The sequence below is a fragment of the Stenotrophomonas sp. CCNWLW162 genome (assembly GCF_037203745.1).
GTDB classification, from domain to species: domain Bacteria; phylum Pseudomonadota; class Gammaproteobacteria; order Xanthomonadales; family Xanthomonadaceae; genus Stenotrophomonas; species Stenotrophomonas maltophilia_AQ.
Window position 1 is genome coordinate 301,177 of record NZ_JBBCBL010000001.1, and the last position, 17,249, is coordinate 318,425.

Below are 17,249 nucleotides of genomic sequence, written 5' to 3' on the forward strand. Positions count from 1 at the left end.
CCGGCGGCGGATTTTTCTATTCCAGATGCTCAGACGTTCAGCAGCAGGAACTCGCGCTCCCACGAACTGATGACACGGAAAAAGGTCTCGTATTCCTTGCGCTTGACCGAAATGTAGGCACGGCAGAAGCGCTCGCCCAGCAGGGCCTGCAGCTCGCTGCACTGCTCCAGCCCGTCCAGCGCTTCACCCAGCGAGCGCGGCAGGTTGTAGCCCAGCTCCTTGGCGCTGCCGGTCACCGGTGCATCCGGTGCCAGCCGCTCGCGGATACCGAGCAGGCCACAGGCCAGGGTCGCAGCCATCGCCAGGTAAGGGTTGGCGTCGGAACCGGCGAAGCGGCTCTCCACACGCATGTTCTCCGGCGTATCCAAGGGCACGCGCAGGCCGCAGGTGCGGTTGTCGAAGCCCCAGTGCACGTTGCTCGGCGAGACCTCGCCAAACACCAGCCGGCGGTAGGAATTCACGTTCGGCGCGAAGAACGCCATGGCCATCGGCACATACTTCTGCAGGCCGGCCAGGTAGTGGGCGAACAACGGGCTGAAATCTTCCCCGCCATGTTCGCCGGTGAACACGTTCTGACCATCGCTGATCCGCAGCAGGCTCTGGTGGATGTGCATGGCACTGCCCGGCTCGTTCTCCATCGGCTTGGCCAGGAAGGTGGCATACACCCCGTGACGCATCGCCGATTCGCGCATGGTGCGCTTGAACAGGAACACCTGGTCGGCCAGGTCCATTGCATTGGCATGGGTGAAGTTGACTTCCAGCTGCGCCGCGCCGGACTCGTGGATGAGCGTATCCACGTCCAGCTTCATCGCATCACAGTAGTCGTACATCAGGTCAAGGATGGGGTCGAATTCGTTGACCGCATCGATCGAGTAGGACTGGCGGGCCGTTTCCGGCCGCCCCGAGCGACCGGCCGGCGGCAGCAGCGGGAAATCGGGATCGGTGTTCTTCTGCACCAGGAAGAACTCCAGCTCCGGCGCCACCACCGGGCGCAGGCCCAGCTCCGTGTAAGCGTCCAGCACCCGTCGCAGCACGTTGCGCGGCGCCAGCTCGTGCGGCTCGCCGGTCTTGGTGTAGCAATCGTGGATGACCTGCGCGGTCGGATCGGTGGCCCACGGCACCATGCGCACGGTATCCGGATCCGGACGCAGGATCATGTCCGAATCCGAAGGCGAGGTCAGGTCGTAGTAATCGTCCGGGAACTCGCCGGTGACGGTGGTCGCGAAAATGCCTTCCGGCAAGCGCGTCCCGTAATCATGCGAGAACTTATCGGCGGGAATGATCTTGCCGCGGGCATTGCCGGTGATATCCGGCACCAGGCATTCGACCTCGGTGATGCGCCGCTCCTTCAGCCAGCGCAGCAGACTGCTTTCCTGCGGTGCGGGGGGCGTGGCCGTCTTGCGCGGGCGCGTTCGGGAACTCATCGGGAATCCAGTCGGTTCTGTTGGTGCTGCCGGCAAGCTTGGCCGAACGCACGGAAAATAGCGTGATAGAACGGCGCCTGCATGACACGCCACTCCGGGTGCCACTGTACGCCGAGCACGAAACGACGGTGCGGACTGCGTGCGGCCTCGATCAGACCATCGTCGGCCCAGGCCTCGACCTGCAGGCCTTCGGCGAGGCGGGCGATGCCCTGCCCGTGCACCGAATTGACCTGCGCGCGATCGCTGCCCTGCCACGTGGCCAGCCAGCCATCGGCGGCCAGGGTGACCGCATGGGCCGGCCCGTACTGCACCTCCACCGGCGCCTGCGGGTCTTCGCGGTGGTCGGCCAGGCCTGGCACCGCATGCACCTGCGGATGCAGGCTGCCACCGAGCGCGACATTCACTTCCTGGAAGCCGCGGCAGATCGCCAGCACTGGCAGATCCAGCGCCAGCGCCTCGTGCAGCAACGCAAAGGCATTGGCATCGCGCGCCGGGTCGTGCGGATTGCCGGGCCAGCTGCGGCCGCCCTCGTAGTGCTGCGGTTCGATGTTGCTGACCGCACCGGTCAACAGCAAGCCATCAAGTCCGTGCAGCCAGTCGCCATCCGGCAACGGAGGCTGCAGGCTCGGCAGTACCACCGGTGTGACCTCGGCTGCATCGGCCAGCGCGCGCACATACTTCTCGCCGGCCACCGCGAAACGATGATGGCCGAGCACGGTGCTGTCGGTGGGCAGGCCCACCCAGGGCAGGCGGCGCATGGGAAAACTCCTTGGCGTGCCGACACGTTACCCGTCGGCCCGCGAATGCGGCAAGTCGTCGCCGTCACACCATGGCCGTCACGCATCGGCGAAACTAGTCGTGTGAACGTTGATCGTCCTCCCCCGCTCCGTCCTTCCGTACTGCGCCTGCGAGGCCGGCGGTGAGCGCCGCCTTCCCGCCCAGCTGGTATGCCGCCAGCCTGCCCGAACCACCCGCACTGCCCCCACTGCAGGGTGACGTGCAGGCCGATGTCGCGGTGCTTGGCGCCGGCTACACCGGCCTGACCGCCGCGCTGGAGCTGGCCGCAGGTGGACAGCGCGTAGTGGTGCTGGAGGCGCAGCGGATCGGCTGGGGCGCGTCCGGCCGCAACGGCGGCCAGGCACTGGTCGGCTATGGTTGCGAGGTGGACGAACTGGAGCGCCAGCTCGGCCGCGACGACGCGCGCCACCTGTTCGACTGGTCACGCGACGCGGTGCAGGCGATGCGCGCACGCATCGATCGCCATGGCATCAACTGTCATTGGGTGCAAGGCCACGCCAGCGTCGCGATCCGCGAACGCCATGAGCGCGACCTGCGGGCCAACTGCGAGCATCTGCAACGCCACTACGACTACCCCATGCAGTGGTGGGACCGTGATGCCCTGCGCGCACAACTGGACAGCCCGCGCTACCGCGCAGCGATGTTCGATCCGTTCAGCGCGCACCTGCAGCCCCTGGCCTATGCCCGCGGACTGGCCGATGCAGCGCGCGCCGCTGGCGTGGTGATCCACGAGAACTCCCCAGTGACCCGCGTGCAGCGCGGACCGCAGCCTGCCCTGCATACCGCTCAGGGCAGCGTGCGCGCTGCGCATCTGGTGGTGGCCGGCAACGCCTGGCTGCAGGGCCTGCTACCTGAGCTGGAGCGGCGGATCATGCCGGTCGGCACCTATATCGGTGCCAGCGAACCGCTGGGTGCTGAACGCGCCCGGGCGCTGATTGGCAACAATATGGCCGTGGCCGACACCGCTTGGGCACTGGATTACTTCCGTCTCAGCCACGACCACCGGCTGCTGTTTGGCGGCCGCGCCAGCTACTCGGCCCTGCCCCCACCCGGCCTGCGCGGCGTGATGCAGCGGCGCATGCACCAGGTGTTCCCGCAGCTGGCCGACGTGGCCCTGGACCAGGTCTGGGGCGGTTACGTGGACATCACCCGCAACCGCGCCCCGCACTGGGGCCGGCTGGATGGCAACCTGTACTTCGCACAGGGCTTCTCCGGCCATGGCGTGGCCTCCGCCGGGCTGGCCGGCGAGGTGATCGCCGCCGCGATTGCCGGCCAGAGCGAGCGCCTTGACGTGTTCCAGCGCCTGCGGCATGCCCCCTTCCCCGGCGGCCGGCTGCTGCGCACACCGCTGCTGGTGGCGGCGATGTCCTGGTACAAATTGCGGGATGCGCTGTGGTAGCGGGACCCTTCCCAACCACATAATCAGGGCAGGAGCTGGGGGAGCACGTGGATGCAGTGGTGGAAGGACGGCCTGCTGGTGAGGATACGGGTCAGCCCCGAGGGGCTGGCGCTGGCGCTGATCTATGCCCTCGCGTGCTGGGGCGCGCGCAAGCTGTCGCTGGATCAATTCTTCCTGCCTGCCGGCGTGCGGGTGGCCGCACTGCTGTTGTGCCCGCCCCGTCTTTGGCCCTACCTGCTGATTGGTGAATACGCCTACTTCGCGCATCTGCGCATCCCCCTGATCAGCAAATACAACCTGACCTGGGTGATCCTGGCCTCGGTGTTCCTGATGCCCGCCGTGATGCTGATCGTGCGCCTGCACCGGAAGCTGCTTGCGCGCACCACGATCCTCGGCGTGATCTCCATCGCGGTATGCGCTGCGACGATCATCAGCCTGCTCAACCTGGGAATCTCGTACCTGCTCTGGGAGCCCTTGCATAACGCGACATTTCTCACCAACGTGTTGCGCTATGCGCTGGGCGACTTCACCGGCATCCTGATCCTCGCGCCTCTGGCGTTGCTGTGGATCCGCCGCGCCGAGGAAAAATGGACGGCCCGGTCTGTTGCTGCTGTGGCAGGAGCACTCGCAGCCATGCTGGTCGTTGGCCTGCAGGCGACTCCGGTACCTGCCTCGATCACGGCGCCTGGCTCGCTGCAGTTGTTGTTGATCCTGCCTATTCCCGCAATCGCCCTGACCTGCCTGCTGGGATGGCGCGGTGCGGCCATCGGTGTCGCCGCCGTGAACACCATTCTTGGTCTGAGCGCCCCCGCCGACCATCCGACGGCATTCGACCCGGCCACTTTCGCTACCCAGCAGGCCATGGCCATCGCCAGCATCGCCCTGCTGCTGCTGGGTGCGCGCATCACCCACTTCCAGAACCAGCACCGGTTGCGCGAGGAAGATGGCAGAGCGGCCCTGCAGCTCGCACGGAATTCGCATCTGGCCAGCGAGATGGACCTGCGTGAGCGCGCGGCCCATCTGCGCCAGCTGGGCGATGGCATGGATCTTTCACTGAATGAAATGGTGAACTGGCTGCATGCGCAGGGTCATCACGCTGTGGCCGACAGCCTGCGGCATACCTCGGAGGTACATTCGCGCCTGTTCCGGGCACAGGCCAGCATGATCTATCCCGCTGCTCTGGAACGGCTGGGCTTGTACGTGGCCTTGCAGGCGGGTGGAGTGCGTGAGGCGTGGAATGCCACGCATCGAATCGGGCAACCCAGGTTGATGGGTGATCCCTGCGCGCTGGGAGTCGGCCTGCAGCTTGCGGCCTACCGGCTCGTGGTTGACGCGGTATCACTCCTACTGAGATGCGAATCCGGACAGATTTCGGTCAGTATTCGCTGCGGATATTTCGCCCGAAAGTCGGGTGTATTCATCTGCGTAGCCCTCGTGGGTCGGAACGAATCTTTGGGAATCCGGACCACGGAACTGGCAAATGAGCAGTTGCTGGGCCGAATTCTTGTGCATGGTGGCCACATGGTCGTGAGTGGCAACAGACTCAGGATCGTGTTGACGGAAGCGCCGGGAGATTCCAGCCAAGAGAGCGCTACCGAAGCTTTGGGGGGACTTACACGCTCCATCGATCCAGGTGCTCCGCGGGCCGCGACCTGACACCCCCATAGAAACGAGATGCAGATCACTACTCGAGGGTGATCTTTGTTCGGCGCACCCCTTGCTCCCCGCCAAGGCGGTCCAGCTCGTGTGATTGCGCCCCCGAGCTTCTATGGATACTGTCACCCAATGGCGCGTTCAAACAAGCAATGGGGCCGCCGCCATGTCACGAGCAATGGAGGCTTGGGTTGAATTGGTGGAAGAGGGGAATTGAACTGACGTTCCGCGTGCGGCCCTTGGGGCTGGCGATTGCCGCGATGTACGCGATTACTTGTTGGGCCGCTTGGCGGGTCTCGCTGGACCAGTTTTACCTGCCTGCCGGCATCCGTGTAGCAGCTTTGCTTGTGTGTCCACCTCGCCTCTGGCCCTACCTGCTTATTGGTGAATACGCGTACTTCGCACAACTGCGGTACCCGTTGATAGATGAGTATGGGCTGGCATGGGTAATCCTGGGTTCGGCATTCCTGCTGCCAGCCGTTGCTCTGGTTGTGTATGCGCATCGAAAATTCATGACTGCCAGGGCAGATGGATGGCTGCTTTCGGTCGCAGTGTCAGCCGCCGTGATTGCCACCGCCCTGAAGCTTGGACTGTCTCACCTGCTTTCAGAGAACCCTTCAAGCGTGCCGGTTGCGACAAGGGCTGTACGCTTCGTCCTTGGTGACTACATCGCCATCCTGACGGTTGCGCCACTGGCAGTTCTCTGGAGCAGGCGCCATGCAATGGACGAATGGGGACGCTGGCGCTCTCCTCCAACAGTCGCCGCTCTTGCAGTAATGCTGGGGCTGGGTCTGATTACCGCAATGGCCCCGGGCTTGTCGGATGCAAGCAAGACAAGTCTGCAGTTGACCATGGCGCTGCCAGTGATCGTGTTGACATGTATTCATGGCTGGCAGGGAGCAGCCATTGGCGTTCCCCTGTTGAACATTCTCATTGCAGTGGTTACTCCTACATCCGGCCTCCTTGGCTCATACGATGAGCGAACCTTCACAACACAGCAGCTGATTGCCATTGCAGGCACCGGGCTGCTGGCACTCGGCTCACGCATCAGCCGGCACTATCATCAGCGGGGGCGTAGAGACGTAGACGGGAACCAGGCCGCTCGACTATCAAGGTCCGCTCATATGGCGAGCGAAATGGATCTACGGGAGCGTGCCCTGGACCTCAGGAGAATCGCGGACGGCATTGAAGCCTCCTTGAGCAGGACAGCCGACCTGTTGAAGACACATGGCCATCACTCTCCGGCACTGGATCTACTTCTCACATCCACCGCACATTCCCGCCAGTTCCGCGAATTGACCAGCATGGTCTATCCGACCGAGGTCGAGCACGTTGGTCTCTACCTGGCCCTGCAGGTCAGCGGCATTCGTGAAAGCTGGAATCAGACACACAGGGTCACATCTCCCTTCCTGACCGGGGATCCCTGCAAACTGAGTATTGCCTTGCAGCTGGCGGCCTACCGCACTCTCACCGAGGCTGTCTCATTGCTGCTCAAGCAGGAACAAGGACAGATCCAGATACGTGCTCGTTGCGGGAAACTGAAAGGTCAACAAGGAATTTTGCTCAGAATCGCACTGCTGGACCCTGATCGCGATCTGCTCGTCGACACAACAAGGCTGGCTGTTGAACGTCTGAGCTCCCGCGCACAAGCCTATGGAGGGAAAGTGCACTGCGAAGGGAACTGCGTACGTGTGCTGCTCCTGGAGACAGCAGCCGGCAGCGCGCAAAGCAGCATGCAGGCTGCCTGGACAAGCCGAGCGGACATAGCCTGACTGTCGCCAGCCACTAGAACGGAAGGCCCGGATGATCAGAGCATGGCAGGAGCCGCCCCCCCGGCTCCTGCTTCTTCGATATGCGCAATCGTGGCGCCAACGAAAGTGTCCTCAGCCTGCGGTACCCACAGACTCGACGACCCATACAGCGCTCGCACCTTCTCCATAGACAACCAACGAGAACTGAGCACTCTGGAACACCACGCGTCGGACAACCCTCTCGGGCAAACTCAGTCGATGCGAAGGCAAAGATACCTTTGCGGCACTCTTACCAGCCGGCAGCGTCCAGAACGTGGCGTCGACATTTCCCACGATCAGCACGACCTGACCCGAGAGATCATTCACTTGGTAGTAACTGATCCCATCACGCTCGAACCCATAGACAAGCCAGTTTGGGTTCAAACTCAGATTCGTGGCTTCCGGCAGAGATTCTCCCAGACCGCTCCGAGCCATATGAATTCCGTTGTCGCCACTGGGGCAACACGCTGATGCGCTGAAAGCGGACACAGAAAGCAGGACAGCGGCAGGAAGCAACACTCGCAATTCAGAAAATCTCACGCTCACCCCCATGGATGGTTGGAAAGACAGCTCCAGGCAATTCCGTTTCGCCACCCCACGACTGGACGGCGCTCGACCTCGCTTGAAGGGTTCCTTCGTTCGACGCAGTCGTGTCCAAGACACCAGTAGGGGTGGTGCGACCCAGCATAACCATGCCGCACTGTGAGCGCCATGAAGGCAGCCTTCGAACCTGACTCTATCGTCCCAAAGATAACCGATGCACTGCTCCGAACCACGCAGGGCAGATATGTCCACAAGCGAGGGCTCCGGCTAAAGTTACGCCCGAAACCGCCGCTATCCGTGCCGAGCCCTCCTTCGTGAGCCACCGCATCATGCCCGTCCTGCCGCAGGCCGCCGTCGATGGCGACCTGGCCGATCCGTTGCCACAGCGGATCCTGCTGGTCGAAAATTCCCGTGCCTTTACCGGCATGCTGCGCGAAGCCATCGAGCAACGCCTGGAACTGCCGGTGGTGATCGCCTCCACCCTGGCCGAGGCCGACCGCCTGCTCAGCGAAGGGGGCGGCTGGTTCCTTGTGCTGACCGGGCTGGTGTTGGCCGATGGCGACCGCGACACGGTGGTCGAGTTCTTCCTCAAGCGTGACCTGCCCACCGTGGTGGTCAGCGGCGTGTATGACGAGGACCTGCGCAAGCGCGTGCTGCAGCAGCAGATCATCGACTACGTGCTGAAGAACACCCCCGGCAGCATCGACTACCTGGTGTGGCTGGTACAGCGGCTGGAACGCAACCGCCGCATCGCCGCGCTGGTGGTGGACGATTCGCCGTCCGCGCGTGGCTATGCCGCGGCCCTGCTGCGCATGTACGGCCATGAGGTGCATGAAGCCGCCGACGGCAACGAGGGCCTGGCCGCGATCGAGGCGCATCCGGCAATCCGCCTGGCGGTGGTCGACCAGGAAATGCCCGGCATGCAGGGCGTGGAATTCACCCGCCGCCTGCGCACCCTGCGCTCGCGCGACAAGGTGGCGGTGATCGGCATCTCCGGCAACACCGACGCCTCGCTGATCCCGCGCTTCCTAAAGAACGGTGCCAATGACTTCCTGCGCAAGCCATTCTCGCGCGAAGAGTTCTTCTGCCGCGTCTCGCAGAACGTGGACCAGCTGGAACTGATCGGCACCCTGCAGGATCTGGCCACCCGCGACTTCCTTACCGGCCTGCCCAACCGCCGCTGCTTCCTGGAACAAAGCCAGCGCCAGTTGCCGCAGCTGCAGCTGCATGGCCAGTGCGTGGCGGTGGCGATGATCGACATCGATCATTTCAAGCACATCAACGACACCCACGGCCACGAGGCCGGCGATGATGCGCTGCGCGCGGTGGCCGGTGCGGTGGCCGCGCATGCACGCAGCCAGGACCTGATCGCACGCTTCGGTGGCGAGGAGTTCTGCCTGCTGGTGCCGGACATGGAACAGGACGAGGCACTGCAGTACTTCGAGGAACTGCGTCAGCGCATTGCCGCACTGGAAGTGGACATCGGCACCGCCACCCTGCGCATGACGGTCAGCATCGGCCTGTGCTGCCTGCGCCCGCAGCGTGATGCACTGCACCGGCTGATCTCCGAGGCCGACCGCCAGCTGTACCTGGCCAAGGCCGGTGGCCGCAACCGGGTCACCTGCACCACGGTGGCCAGCCAGCTGCGCCCGCGCGAGCCCGCCCTGCCCTGACCGGCCTGTTTTGATCCAGATCAACGCCGCCCAGGCGCGGCGGCCCTACAGTCGGCCCCGACATACGCATGAAGGGGAGCCGGGGATGGCACTACTGGTCTGGCAGGACGATCTGAACATCGGCATCGATGTGATCGATCAGCAACATCGCCGCATCATCGAGATGCTCAACCACCTGCACGTGGCACAGACCAGCATGCAGCGTGCGGCGGTGGGTGAAGTGATCGACGAGGTGGTGGACTACACCATGTCGCACTTCGCATTCGAAGAAGAACTGATGGAGGAAGCGGGCTATCCGTTCTGTGCCGCGCACAAGCGCGTGCATGAGGTCTTCATCAAGCGGGTATCGGAATACCGCATGCGCTTCCAGGCCGGCGAAGACATCAGTGACGAGCTGCGCACCATGCTCTCGCGCTGGCTGTTCAATCACATCCGCGGCGATGACCAGGCCTATGCCGAACAGGTCAAGGCGCACCTGAACCAGTTCGCCCGCGAACACCAGGGCGGCGGTTGGCTGGGGCGCACGCTCAAGCGCTTCTTTGGTTGAGCCTCAGGGCGCGCCGATGCAGCGCGATCAGCGCGCACAGGGTCGCCACCGCGGTCAGGCACAGGTAGTAGCCCACCGCGACCAGGCCGAAGCGTTCGGCCAGCCAGGTGGCCAGGTACGGCGCCGGCGCCGCACCAAGGATGCCGGCCAGGTTGAACGACAACGAGGCACCGGTGTAGCGCACTTCCACAGGGTAGATCTCGGCCAGGAAGGTGCCGCAGGGGCCGTAGGTCAGGCCCATCAGGAACAGGCCCAGGCACAGGAAACCGGTGACCAGCCACGGGCTGTGCGGCTGGAACAGCGGCGCGAACAGTACGCCGAAACCGATGATCAGCAGACTGGCGACGATCATCGTGCGGCGCGTGCCCCAGCGGTCGCCATAGCGTGCCGACAGCGGAATGCCCAGCGCGAAGAACAGCATGCCGGCCATCTGCATCAGCAGGAACTGCTCACGGCTGTAGCCGAGCACCGCCGTGCCATGGCCAAGGCTGAACACCGTCATCAGGTAGAACAGCACGAAGGTGGCGAACGCACCCAGCGTGCCCAGCAGCATTGGCACGGCGTGGTCGCGCAGGACGATCCACATCGGCAGGCGCACCGGCGCCTTGCGCTCCAGCGCCTGCTTGAAATCGGGCGTCTCGTGGATGTTCAGGCGCACCCACAGGCCGAGGCCGACCAGCAACGCGCTGGCCACGAACGGAATGCGCCAGCCCCATTGCAGGAAGTCGTCCTGGCTCAGGCAGCGGCCCAGCACCAGGAAGATGCCGGCCGACAGCAGGAAGCCCAGCGGTGCGCCCAGCTGCGGGAACATGCCGTACCAGGCGCGCTTGCCCGGTGGTGCGTTCTCGGTGGCCAGCAGCACCGCCCCACCCCACTCGCCGCCCAGCCCCAGGCCCTGGCCGAAACGGCACAGCGCCAGCAGTGCCGGCGCCCACAGCCCAATCTGCGCATGGGTCGGCAGCAGGCCGATCAGCACCGTGGACACGCCCATGGTCAGCAACGCGGCCACCAGCGTGGCCTTGCGGCCGATGCGGTCGCCGAAGTGGCCAAACACCGCCGAGCCCACTGGGCGCGCGATGAACGCGACCGCGAAGGTCGCCAGTGATTGCAGCAGCGCCGCCTGATCACTGCTGTCCGGGAAGAACAGGTGCGGGAACACCAGCACCGCGGCCGTGGCGTAGATGTAGAAATCGAAGAACTCGATGGTGGTGCCGATCAGGCTGGCCAGCAGGACACGGCGGGGGGAATTCACGGGCGGTGCGGCAGCGGTGATCGTCGACATCGGCAACACGGGTAACGGCGGATCGCCCGATTCTGCCACGGGCCGGTGGCCGCACGGGGCGATGGTTTCAGCCGACACCGATGCCAACGGAATTTTTCGGGCCGCCCGCTAGGCTGCGCCACCGGTCCCTGCATGGATGCTTTGCCGATGACTGCAGTCGCACTGTCGTGGTCCGATTCGCCGAAGCTGCCGCGCATGGCGGCATGGCTGGTGGTGCTGCTGGTGCATGGGTTGATCGCAGTGTGGCTGCTGGGCAGTGGCAGGATGACGCTGCGCAGCGACGAAGGCGCCAGGATGACGTTGTACTGGCTGCCACCGAAGCAGCCCGTGCCTGCGCAACCGCACCCGGCGCAGCCCACCGCAGAGGCAGCGCGCCCGGCCGCATCGACAGCGCCACGCCCGCCCCCGGCGGCACCTAACGATGCCAGCACACCCGCGTTCGAGGAATCGCCTGCAATGGCGCCACTGATGCTGGACCTGCCTGCGGGCAGCATCGATGGCGGTGACGGCATCAGTGCAGCGGGCGTGGCGCCGCGCCTGATCGGTCGGCGCGGGGTCCATCCCGCGTTCGCGCCGCGCCGCAATTACTTCCGGATCCGTCGGCAGATGACCCCCGAGCAGATCGTGCATGGCGTGGCACAGCTGCTGGGTTTGTGGCCACCGGGGTACATCGTCGACCCGTGCGAGCTGGGCAAGCAGGACATGGACTATTTCCAGAACGCCGTCGAAGAAGCCGACCGCGACGTGCTGCGTGCGGCAGTGCTGCAGGTGAGCGCCCGCTGCCGGTAGCTCGGCAGCTGTATGCTTTATGTAGAGCCGAGCAGCCGCGTCGTTACAACTGGATCCAGGTAGCCTTGATCTCGCTGTACTTGTCGAACGCATGCAGAGACTTGTCACGGCCGTTGCCGGACTGCTTGTAGCCGCCGAACGGTGCGGTCATGTCCCCGCCGTCCCAGCCATTCACCCATACACTGCCGGCGCGCAGCTGGCGCGCGACCCGATGGGCGCGACCCAGGTCACGCGTCCACAGTCCGGCGGCCAGGCCGTAGCGGCTGTCATTGGCCACGCGCACCGCTTCGGCCTCGTCCTCGAAACCGAGCACGGCCAACACCGGCCCGAACACTTCCTCGCGTGCCAATGCCTGCTCCGGCCGCACCTGGTCGAACACGGTGGGCTGCACGTAGCAACCACCCGCCTCGACCTCGGCACGATGGCCTCCCAGCAACAGCCGGGCACCCTCGCCTTCGGCCCGCGCGATGTCGGCCAGCACCTTGTCCACGTGCGCGGCATCGACCAGCGCGCCCATCGGTGCATCGGGCTCCAGTGGATGACGCGGCTGCATGTGCTGGCCATAAGCGATCACCTGGTGCACGAAATCCTCGCGGATCGAGCGTTGCACCAACAGCCGCGAACCGGCGGTACAGACTTCGCCCTGGTTGAAGAAGATGCCCTGCGCCACGCCCTTCGCCGCTGCATCGAGGTCGGGCGCGTCGGCGAACACCACGTGCGGGCTCTTGCCGCCGCATTCCAGCCAGACCCGCTTGAGATTGGACCGGCCTGAGTACTCCAGCAGCTTGGCGCCAGTGGCAGTGGAGCCGGTGAACGCCAGCACGTCCACGTCCATGTGCAGGGCCAGCGGTTCGCCGACGCGCGCACCCTGGCCCGGCAGCACGTTCAGCACACCCTCGGGCAGGCCCGCTTCGGCGGCCAGCGCCGCCAGCCGCAGCGCACTCAGCGGCGACCGCTCGGAAGGCTTGAGCACGACCGAGTTGCCCATCGCCAGTGCCGGCGCGATCTTCCAGCAGGCCATCAGCAGCGGGAAATTCCACGGCACGATGGCGGCCACCACGCCGGCAGCCTCGCGCGTGACCAGGCCCAGCTCGTGCGGGCCGGTGGGCGCGATTTCGCCATACAGCTTGTCCACGGCTTCGGCGGTCCAGGTCAGGCAGCGCACCACGCCGGGCAAGTCGATACGGCGGGCGTCACGCACCGGCTTGCCCATGTCCAGGGTTTCCAGCAGGGCCAGTTCATCGGCGTGCGCTTCCACCAATGCCGCCAGCGCCAGCAGCACGCGCTTGCGATGCGCCGGGCTCGCCTGCGACCAGTGGCCCGCCTCGAAGCTGCGCCGCGCGGCGAGTACCGCGCGTTCGACATCCTGCGCGTCGCAGTCGGCGACCGCGCCCAGCACGCGACCGTCGATCGGGCTGATGCAGTCGAAGCGGGCGCCGCTGGCGGCATCGACATAGCGGCCGTCGATGAAGGCCTGGCCCGGCATCGACAGCTGGAGGACCAGCGCCTGCCAATGGCTGCGGTCGGGGAAATCGGCCATGGGAAGCTCCAACATTCAACGAGCCTTGGTTATACCGGGGCCGCCGCGACTCCGCCGTGACGCAGCTGCGCTACATTCATCGCATCGGACCCGATGGAGCTGGCATGAAGCGTCCCGAAAGCGACCTGCACGACCTGGCCACCCAGCGCCCCGAGTCACTGGACGCGTACTGGATGCCGTTCACCGCCAACCGCCAGTACAAGGCCGCACCGCGCATGCTGGTACGGGCCGAAGGCATGCACTACGAGGACGTCGACGGCCGCCAGATCCTCGACGGCACCGCCGGCCTGTGGTGCTGCAATGCCGGCCACGCGCGGCCGCACATCGTCAACGCCATCGTCGAGCAGGCGCGTACCCTGGATTACTCGCCCGCGTTCCAGATGGGGTCGCCGCCGGCATTCGCGCTGGCACAGCGGCTGGCGGCATTGGCGCCGCCTCCGCTCAACCATGTGTTCTTCACCAGTTCCGGCTCCGAGGCGGTCGATACCGCGATGAAGATCGTGCTGGCCTACCACCGCCAGCGCGGCGAGGGCCAGCGCACCCGTTTCATCAGCCGCGAGAAGGCTTACCACGGAGTGGGCTTCGGCGGCATGGCGCTGGGTGGGCTGCCCAACAACCGCAAAGCGTTCGGCCTGCAGCTGGGTGGTGTGGACTACCTGCGGCACACCCTGGACCTGCCGCGCAATGCGTTCAGCAAGGGCCTGCCGCGCCAGGGCGCGGAGCTGGCCGACGACCTGGAACGGCTGATCGCCCTGCACGATGCCTCGACCATCGCGGCGGTGTTCGTTGAACCCATCGCCGGATCTGCCGGGGTGATCCTGCCCGCGCCGGGCTACCTGCAGCGCCTGCGCGAGCTCTGCGACCACCACCGCATCCTGCTGGTGTTCGACGAGGTCATCACCGGTTTCGGCCGGGTCGGCATGCCCTTCGCCGCGCAGCGCTTCGGGGTCACTCCGGACCTGCTGACCTTCGCCAAGGCGGTCAGCAACGGCGCGGTGCCACTGGGCGGCGTGCTGGTCAGCGATGCCGTGCATGCGGCCCTGATGCAGGCGCCGCCGCAGGCCATCGAGCTGTTCCATGGCTACACCAACTCTGGCCATCCACTGGCCTGCGCGGCGGCGCTGGCCACGCTGGACGTCTACGCGGAAGAACGCCTGTTCGAGCGTGCCATCGAGCTGGGCGAGTACTGGCAGGAGCGGCTGCATGCCCTGCAGGCCCTGCCCAACGTGATCGATATCCGCAACTTCGGGCTGGTCGGTGCGGTCGAACTGGCGCCGCGCCGGGATGCGCCGGGCAGCCGCGGCTACGAGGTGTTCCGGCGCTGCTTCCACGACGGCCGGCTGCTGGTGCGCTGTACCGGCGACATCATTGCGCTGTCGCCGCCGCTGATCGTGGACAAGGCGCAGATCGACCAGATCACCGGCACCCTGGGCGAGATGATCCGGGCCACCGCCTGAGCCCGGGCCGGCGGCGTCGAGCGGGTACAATGGTCGGTTCCGCTCCTGCTCGTTGCCGTGCCCATGGATATCGTCGTCAAAGAAGAACTCAAGGCCTACATCGACCCGCTGACCGCGGACGAACATGACGCGCTGGAGCGCAGCATCCTGGCCGAGGGCTGCCGCGATGCGCTGGTGCTGTGGGGTGATGTGCTGGTCGATGGCCACAACCGTTTCGGCATCTGCCAGAAGCATGGCCTGCCCTTCAATACCGTGCAGAACACCCGCTTCCAGAGCATGGAAGACGTGCACCTGTGGATGATCGAGCAGCACCTGGGCCGCCGGAGCGTGTCCGACTTCCAGCGCGGCGTGCTGGCGCTGCGCAAGCGCGACATCCTGGCCGCCCGCAAGCACGTCGAGCAGGCCCAGCTGCAGCGCGAGAGCGACGGCACCGCCGAGGCGGTCGAGGAGACCGGTGAGGACAGCCCGCCGTGGGAACCGGCGCCGAAGATCAGCCGTGCCGAGTTGGCGCGCGAGGCCAAGCTGAGCACCAGCCAGGTCGGCATGATCGAACGCATCCACGCCCAGGCCGCGGCCGAGGTAGTGGAAGCGGTGAAGGCCGGCGTGATCTCGATCAGCGCCGCCGCTGCCGTGGCGGACCTGCCCGAAGACGAACAGCGCGCCGCTGCCGCTGGTGGCAAGGACGAGCTGAAGCAGGCCGCCAAGCGCGTGCGCGAGTCCAAGCGCAAGCCGCGCGCACCGAAGCCGGAAGCAGCCGAGATGGACTTCGAGGAAGCGGACGAGGAGCAGATCGCCAGCCGCGACGCCGAGGTGCTGTCGGCACTGGAGCAGCTTGGCGAGGATGCCCCGGCGCTGCGCCGCCGCGTGGTCGCGCTGACCCGCGAGAACGACACCCTGCGCGCACAGCTGGCCGCGCTGCGCAAGCAGCTCGAAGCGCTCTGAAGCAACGGGTAGTGCCGGCCGCTGGCCGGCAACCCCATGAACGTACCGGGTGCGTTGCGGATGCCGGCCAGCGGCCGGCACTACCAGATGCTCATGCCGTGCCGGTTAGACTTCCGCCATGACGCCTGCCAACGATCCGCGCCGCGCACAGCTGCGGCGCCTGAAAGCCCTCGCGCTGGGCCTGCTGCTGTTGATGCTGGCCGGTTTCGCGGTCAGCCACTGGCAGGGCGAGCGCGGCATCTGGGCGTGGGTTTCGGCCTTCTGCGAAGCAGCAGCCGTAGGCGCACTGGCCGACTGGTTCGCGGTCGTTGCCCTGTTCCGGCGGCCGATGGGCCTGCCGATCCCGCATACGGCAATCATCCCGCGCAGCAAGGAACGCATCGGCGACAGCCTCGCCCTGTTCGTGCGCGACCAGTTCCTGGAGCCGCAGGTGCTGCTGGCCAAGCTGCAGGTGTTCGATCCGGCCAGCCGCCTCGGCAGTTGGCTGGCCGATCCGGCGCGCTCGCGGATGCTGGCCGACATGGCCCGCGGCTGGGCGCTGCAGGCGCTGGACTTCTTCGACGAAGCCGCCGTGCGCCGGCAGCTCCATGCGTTCGTGGTGCAGCAGCTGCGGCAGTGGAATGCCGCCTCAACCGCCGGTGAGCTGCTGGCCCTGCTGACCGCCGATGGCCGCCACCAGCGCGTGCTGGACGAGGGCCTGCAGCGCCTGGGCCGCTGGCTGGAGCAGCCGGAAGTGAAGGAGCGCGCCTCGCAGCTGATCGTGCGCTACATCCAGCGCGAATGGCCGACATTGTCGAGCACGGTGAACTGGGTCAAGCCGATCGACGAGATCGGCGACAGCCTGGCCGAGCGACTGGCGCGTGCGGTGCTGGAAGAACTGCAGCAGGTGCTGGCCGAGCCGCAGCATCCGTTGCGCCAGGACTACGAGAGCTGGCTGCAGAACTACGTGCAGCGCCTGCGCGAGGACCCGGCCCTGGCCGAACGCGTCGAACAGCTCAAGCAGGAAATGATCGATCACCCGGCCCTGCAGGACTACGTGCAGGGTCTGTGGGCGCGCATCCACGCCAGCCTGCGCAGCGACCTGCAGCGCGAAGACTCGGCGCTGGTCGGCCACCTGCAGCGCAGCCTCGCCTCGCTGGGCAGCAGCCTGCAGGCCGACCCGGCCCTGCGCGAGGCGCTCAACCAGCATCTACTGGAGGGCGCACAGCGCCTCACCGGCCGCCTGCGCGAAGGCGTGACCGCGCACATCGCGCAGACCGTGAAGAGCTGGGACGAGCGGCATCTGGTCGAACAGCTGGAACTGAGCGTGGGCCGCGACCTGCAGTTCATCCGCTTCAACGGCACCCTGGTGGGCGGCCTGATCGGCCTGCTGCTGCACGCAGCGACGGTGGTGTTCAGGTTCTAGGCGCCCG

The 17,249-nt window shown here is 66.0% G+C and carries 13 protein-coding genes; 9 read left to right on the forward strand and 4 right to left on the reverse strand.

Annotated elements, in window-relative coordinates; genetic code table 11:
* Positions 1–29: 29 nt before the first annotated feature.
* Positions 30–1,424 (reverse strand): glutamine synthetase family protein, encoded by a 1,395-nt coding sequence (locus tag V9K93_RS01540; protein WP_046984963.1) that lies wholly within the window; start codon positions 1,422–1,424, stop codon positions 30–32.
* Positions 1,421–2,182: a gamma-glutamyl-gamma-aminobutyrate hydrolase family protein gene (locus tag V9K93_RS01545; RefSeq protein ID WP_337301977.1), complete on the reverse strand. Its 762-nt coding sequence runs from the start codon at positions 2,180–2,182 to the stop codon at positions 1,421–1,423. Before V9K93_RS01545 ends, V9K93_RS01540 begins: the two co-directional genes overlap by 4 nt.
* Before the next feature lie 161 nt (positions 2,183–2,343).
* On the opposite strand from V9K93_RS01545, the gene V9K93_RS01550 reads away from it, so the two are divergent.
* The 5 genes from V9K93_RS01550 to V9K93_RS01570 all read left to right on the forward strand — a co-directional run bounded on the left by V9K93_RS01550 (position 2,344) and on the right by V9K93_RS01570 (position 9,827).
* Positions 2,344–3,621: an NAD(P)/FAD-dependent oxidoreductase gene (locus V9K93_RS01550; protein ID WP_317233344.1), complete on the forward strand. Its 1,278-nt coding sequence runs from the start codon at positions 2,344–2,346 to the stop codon at positions 3,619–3,621.
* Positions 3,622–3,672: 51 nt separating this feature from the next.
* On the forward strand, positions 3,673–5,277 hold the full coding sequence (locus tag V9K93_RS01555) for an MASE1 domain-containing protein (RefSeq protein WP_046984960.1): 1,605 nt from the start codon (positions 3,673–3,675) through the stop codon (positions 5,275–5,277).
* A gap of 188 nt (positions 5,278–5,465) precedes the next feature.
* The gene (locus tag V9K93_RS01560; protein ID WP_337301978.1) at positions 5,466–7,046 is read left to right on the forward strand and encodes an MASE1 domain-containing protein; all 1,581 of its coding nucleotides are present in this window, start codon (positions 5,466–5,468) and stop codon (positions 7,044–7,046) included.
* A gap of 890 nt (positions 7,047–7,936) precedes the next feature.
* The gene (locus V9K93_RS01565) at positions 7,937–9,280 is read left to right on the forward strand and encodes a diguanylate cyclase (RefSeq protein ID WP_136638789.1); all 1,344 of its coding nucleotides are present in this window, start codon (positions 7,937–7,939) and stop codon (positions 9,278–9,280) included.
* An 85-nt stretch (positions 9,281–9,365) separates the two neighbouring features.
* Positions 9,366–9,827, forward strand: coding sequence for a bacteriohemerythrin (locus V9K93_RS01570; protein WP_065722369.1), 462 nt, complete (start codon positions 9,366–9,368; stop codon positions 9,825–9,827).
* Here the strand turns inward: V9K93_RS01570 and V9K93_RS01575 are convergent.
* A complete protein-coding gene (locus tag V9K93_RS01575) occupies positions 9,808–11,109 on the reverse strand; it encodes an MFS transporter (protein ID WP_253079633.1) in 1,302 nt (433 codons plus the stop codon). The two genes, V9K93_RS01570 and V9K93_RS01575, sit on opposite strands and share 20 nt — an antisense overlap.
* Before the next feature lie 147 nt (positions 11,110–11,256).
* Between V9K93_RS01575 and V9K93_RS01580 the strand changes: the two genes are divergently transcribed.
* Entirely contained in the window at positions 11,257–11,898 is a 642-nt protein-coding gene (locus V9K93_RS01580; protein WP_337301979.1) for a hypothetical protein, read from the forward strand.
* A gap of 43 nt (positions 11,899–11,941) precedes the next feature.
* Here V9K93_RS01580 and V9K93_RS01585 read toward each other — a convergent pair whose 3' ends face one another.
* The gene (locus tag V9K93_RS01585) at positions 11,942–13,438 is read right to left on the reverse strand and encodes an aldehyde dehydrogenase (RefSeq protein ID WP_337301980.1); all 1,497 of its coding nucleotides are present in this window, start codon (positions 13,436–13,438) and stop codon (positions 11,942–11,944) included.
* A gap of 104 nt (positions 13,439–13,542) precedes the next feature.
* Between V9K93_RS01585 and aptA the strand changes: the two genes are divergently transcribed.
* The 3 genes from aptA (at position 13,543) to V9K93_RS01600 (ending at position 17,242) form a co-directional block, all read left to right on the forward strand.
* A complete protein-coding gene (aptA, locus tag V9K93_RS01590; RefSeq protein WP_337301981.1) occupies positions 13,543–14,895 on the forward strand; it encodes an omega-aminotransferase AptA in 1,353 nt (450 codons plus the stop codon).
* Positions 14,896–14,958: 63 nt separating this feature from the next.
* A complete protein-coding gene (locus tag V9K93_RS01595) occupies positions 14,959–15,837 on the forward strand; it encodes a plasmid replication/partition related protein (protein ID WP_046984954.1) in 879 nt (292 codons plus the stop codon).
* Positions 15,838–15,955: 118 nt separating this feature from the next.
* A complete protein-coding gene (locus V9K93_RS01600; protein WP_136638794.1) occupies positions 15,956–17,242 on the forward strand; it encodes a DUF445 domain-containing protein in 1,287 nt (428 codons plus the stop codon).
* Positions 17,243–17,249 lie beyond the last annotated feature (7 nt).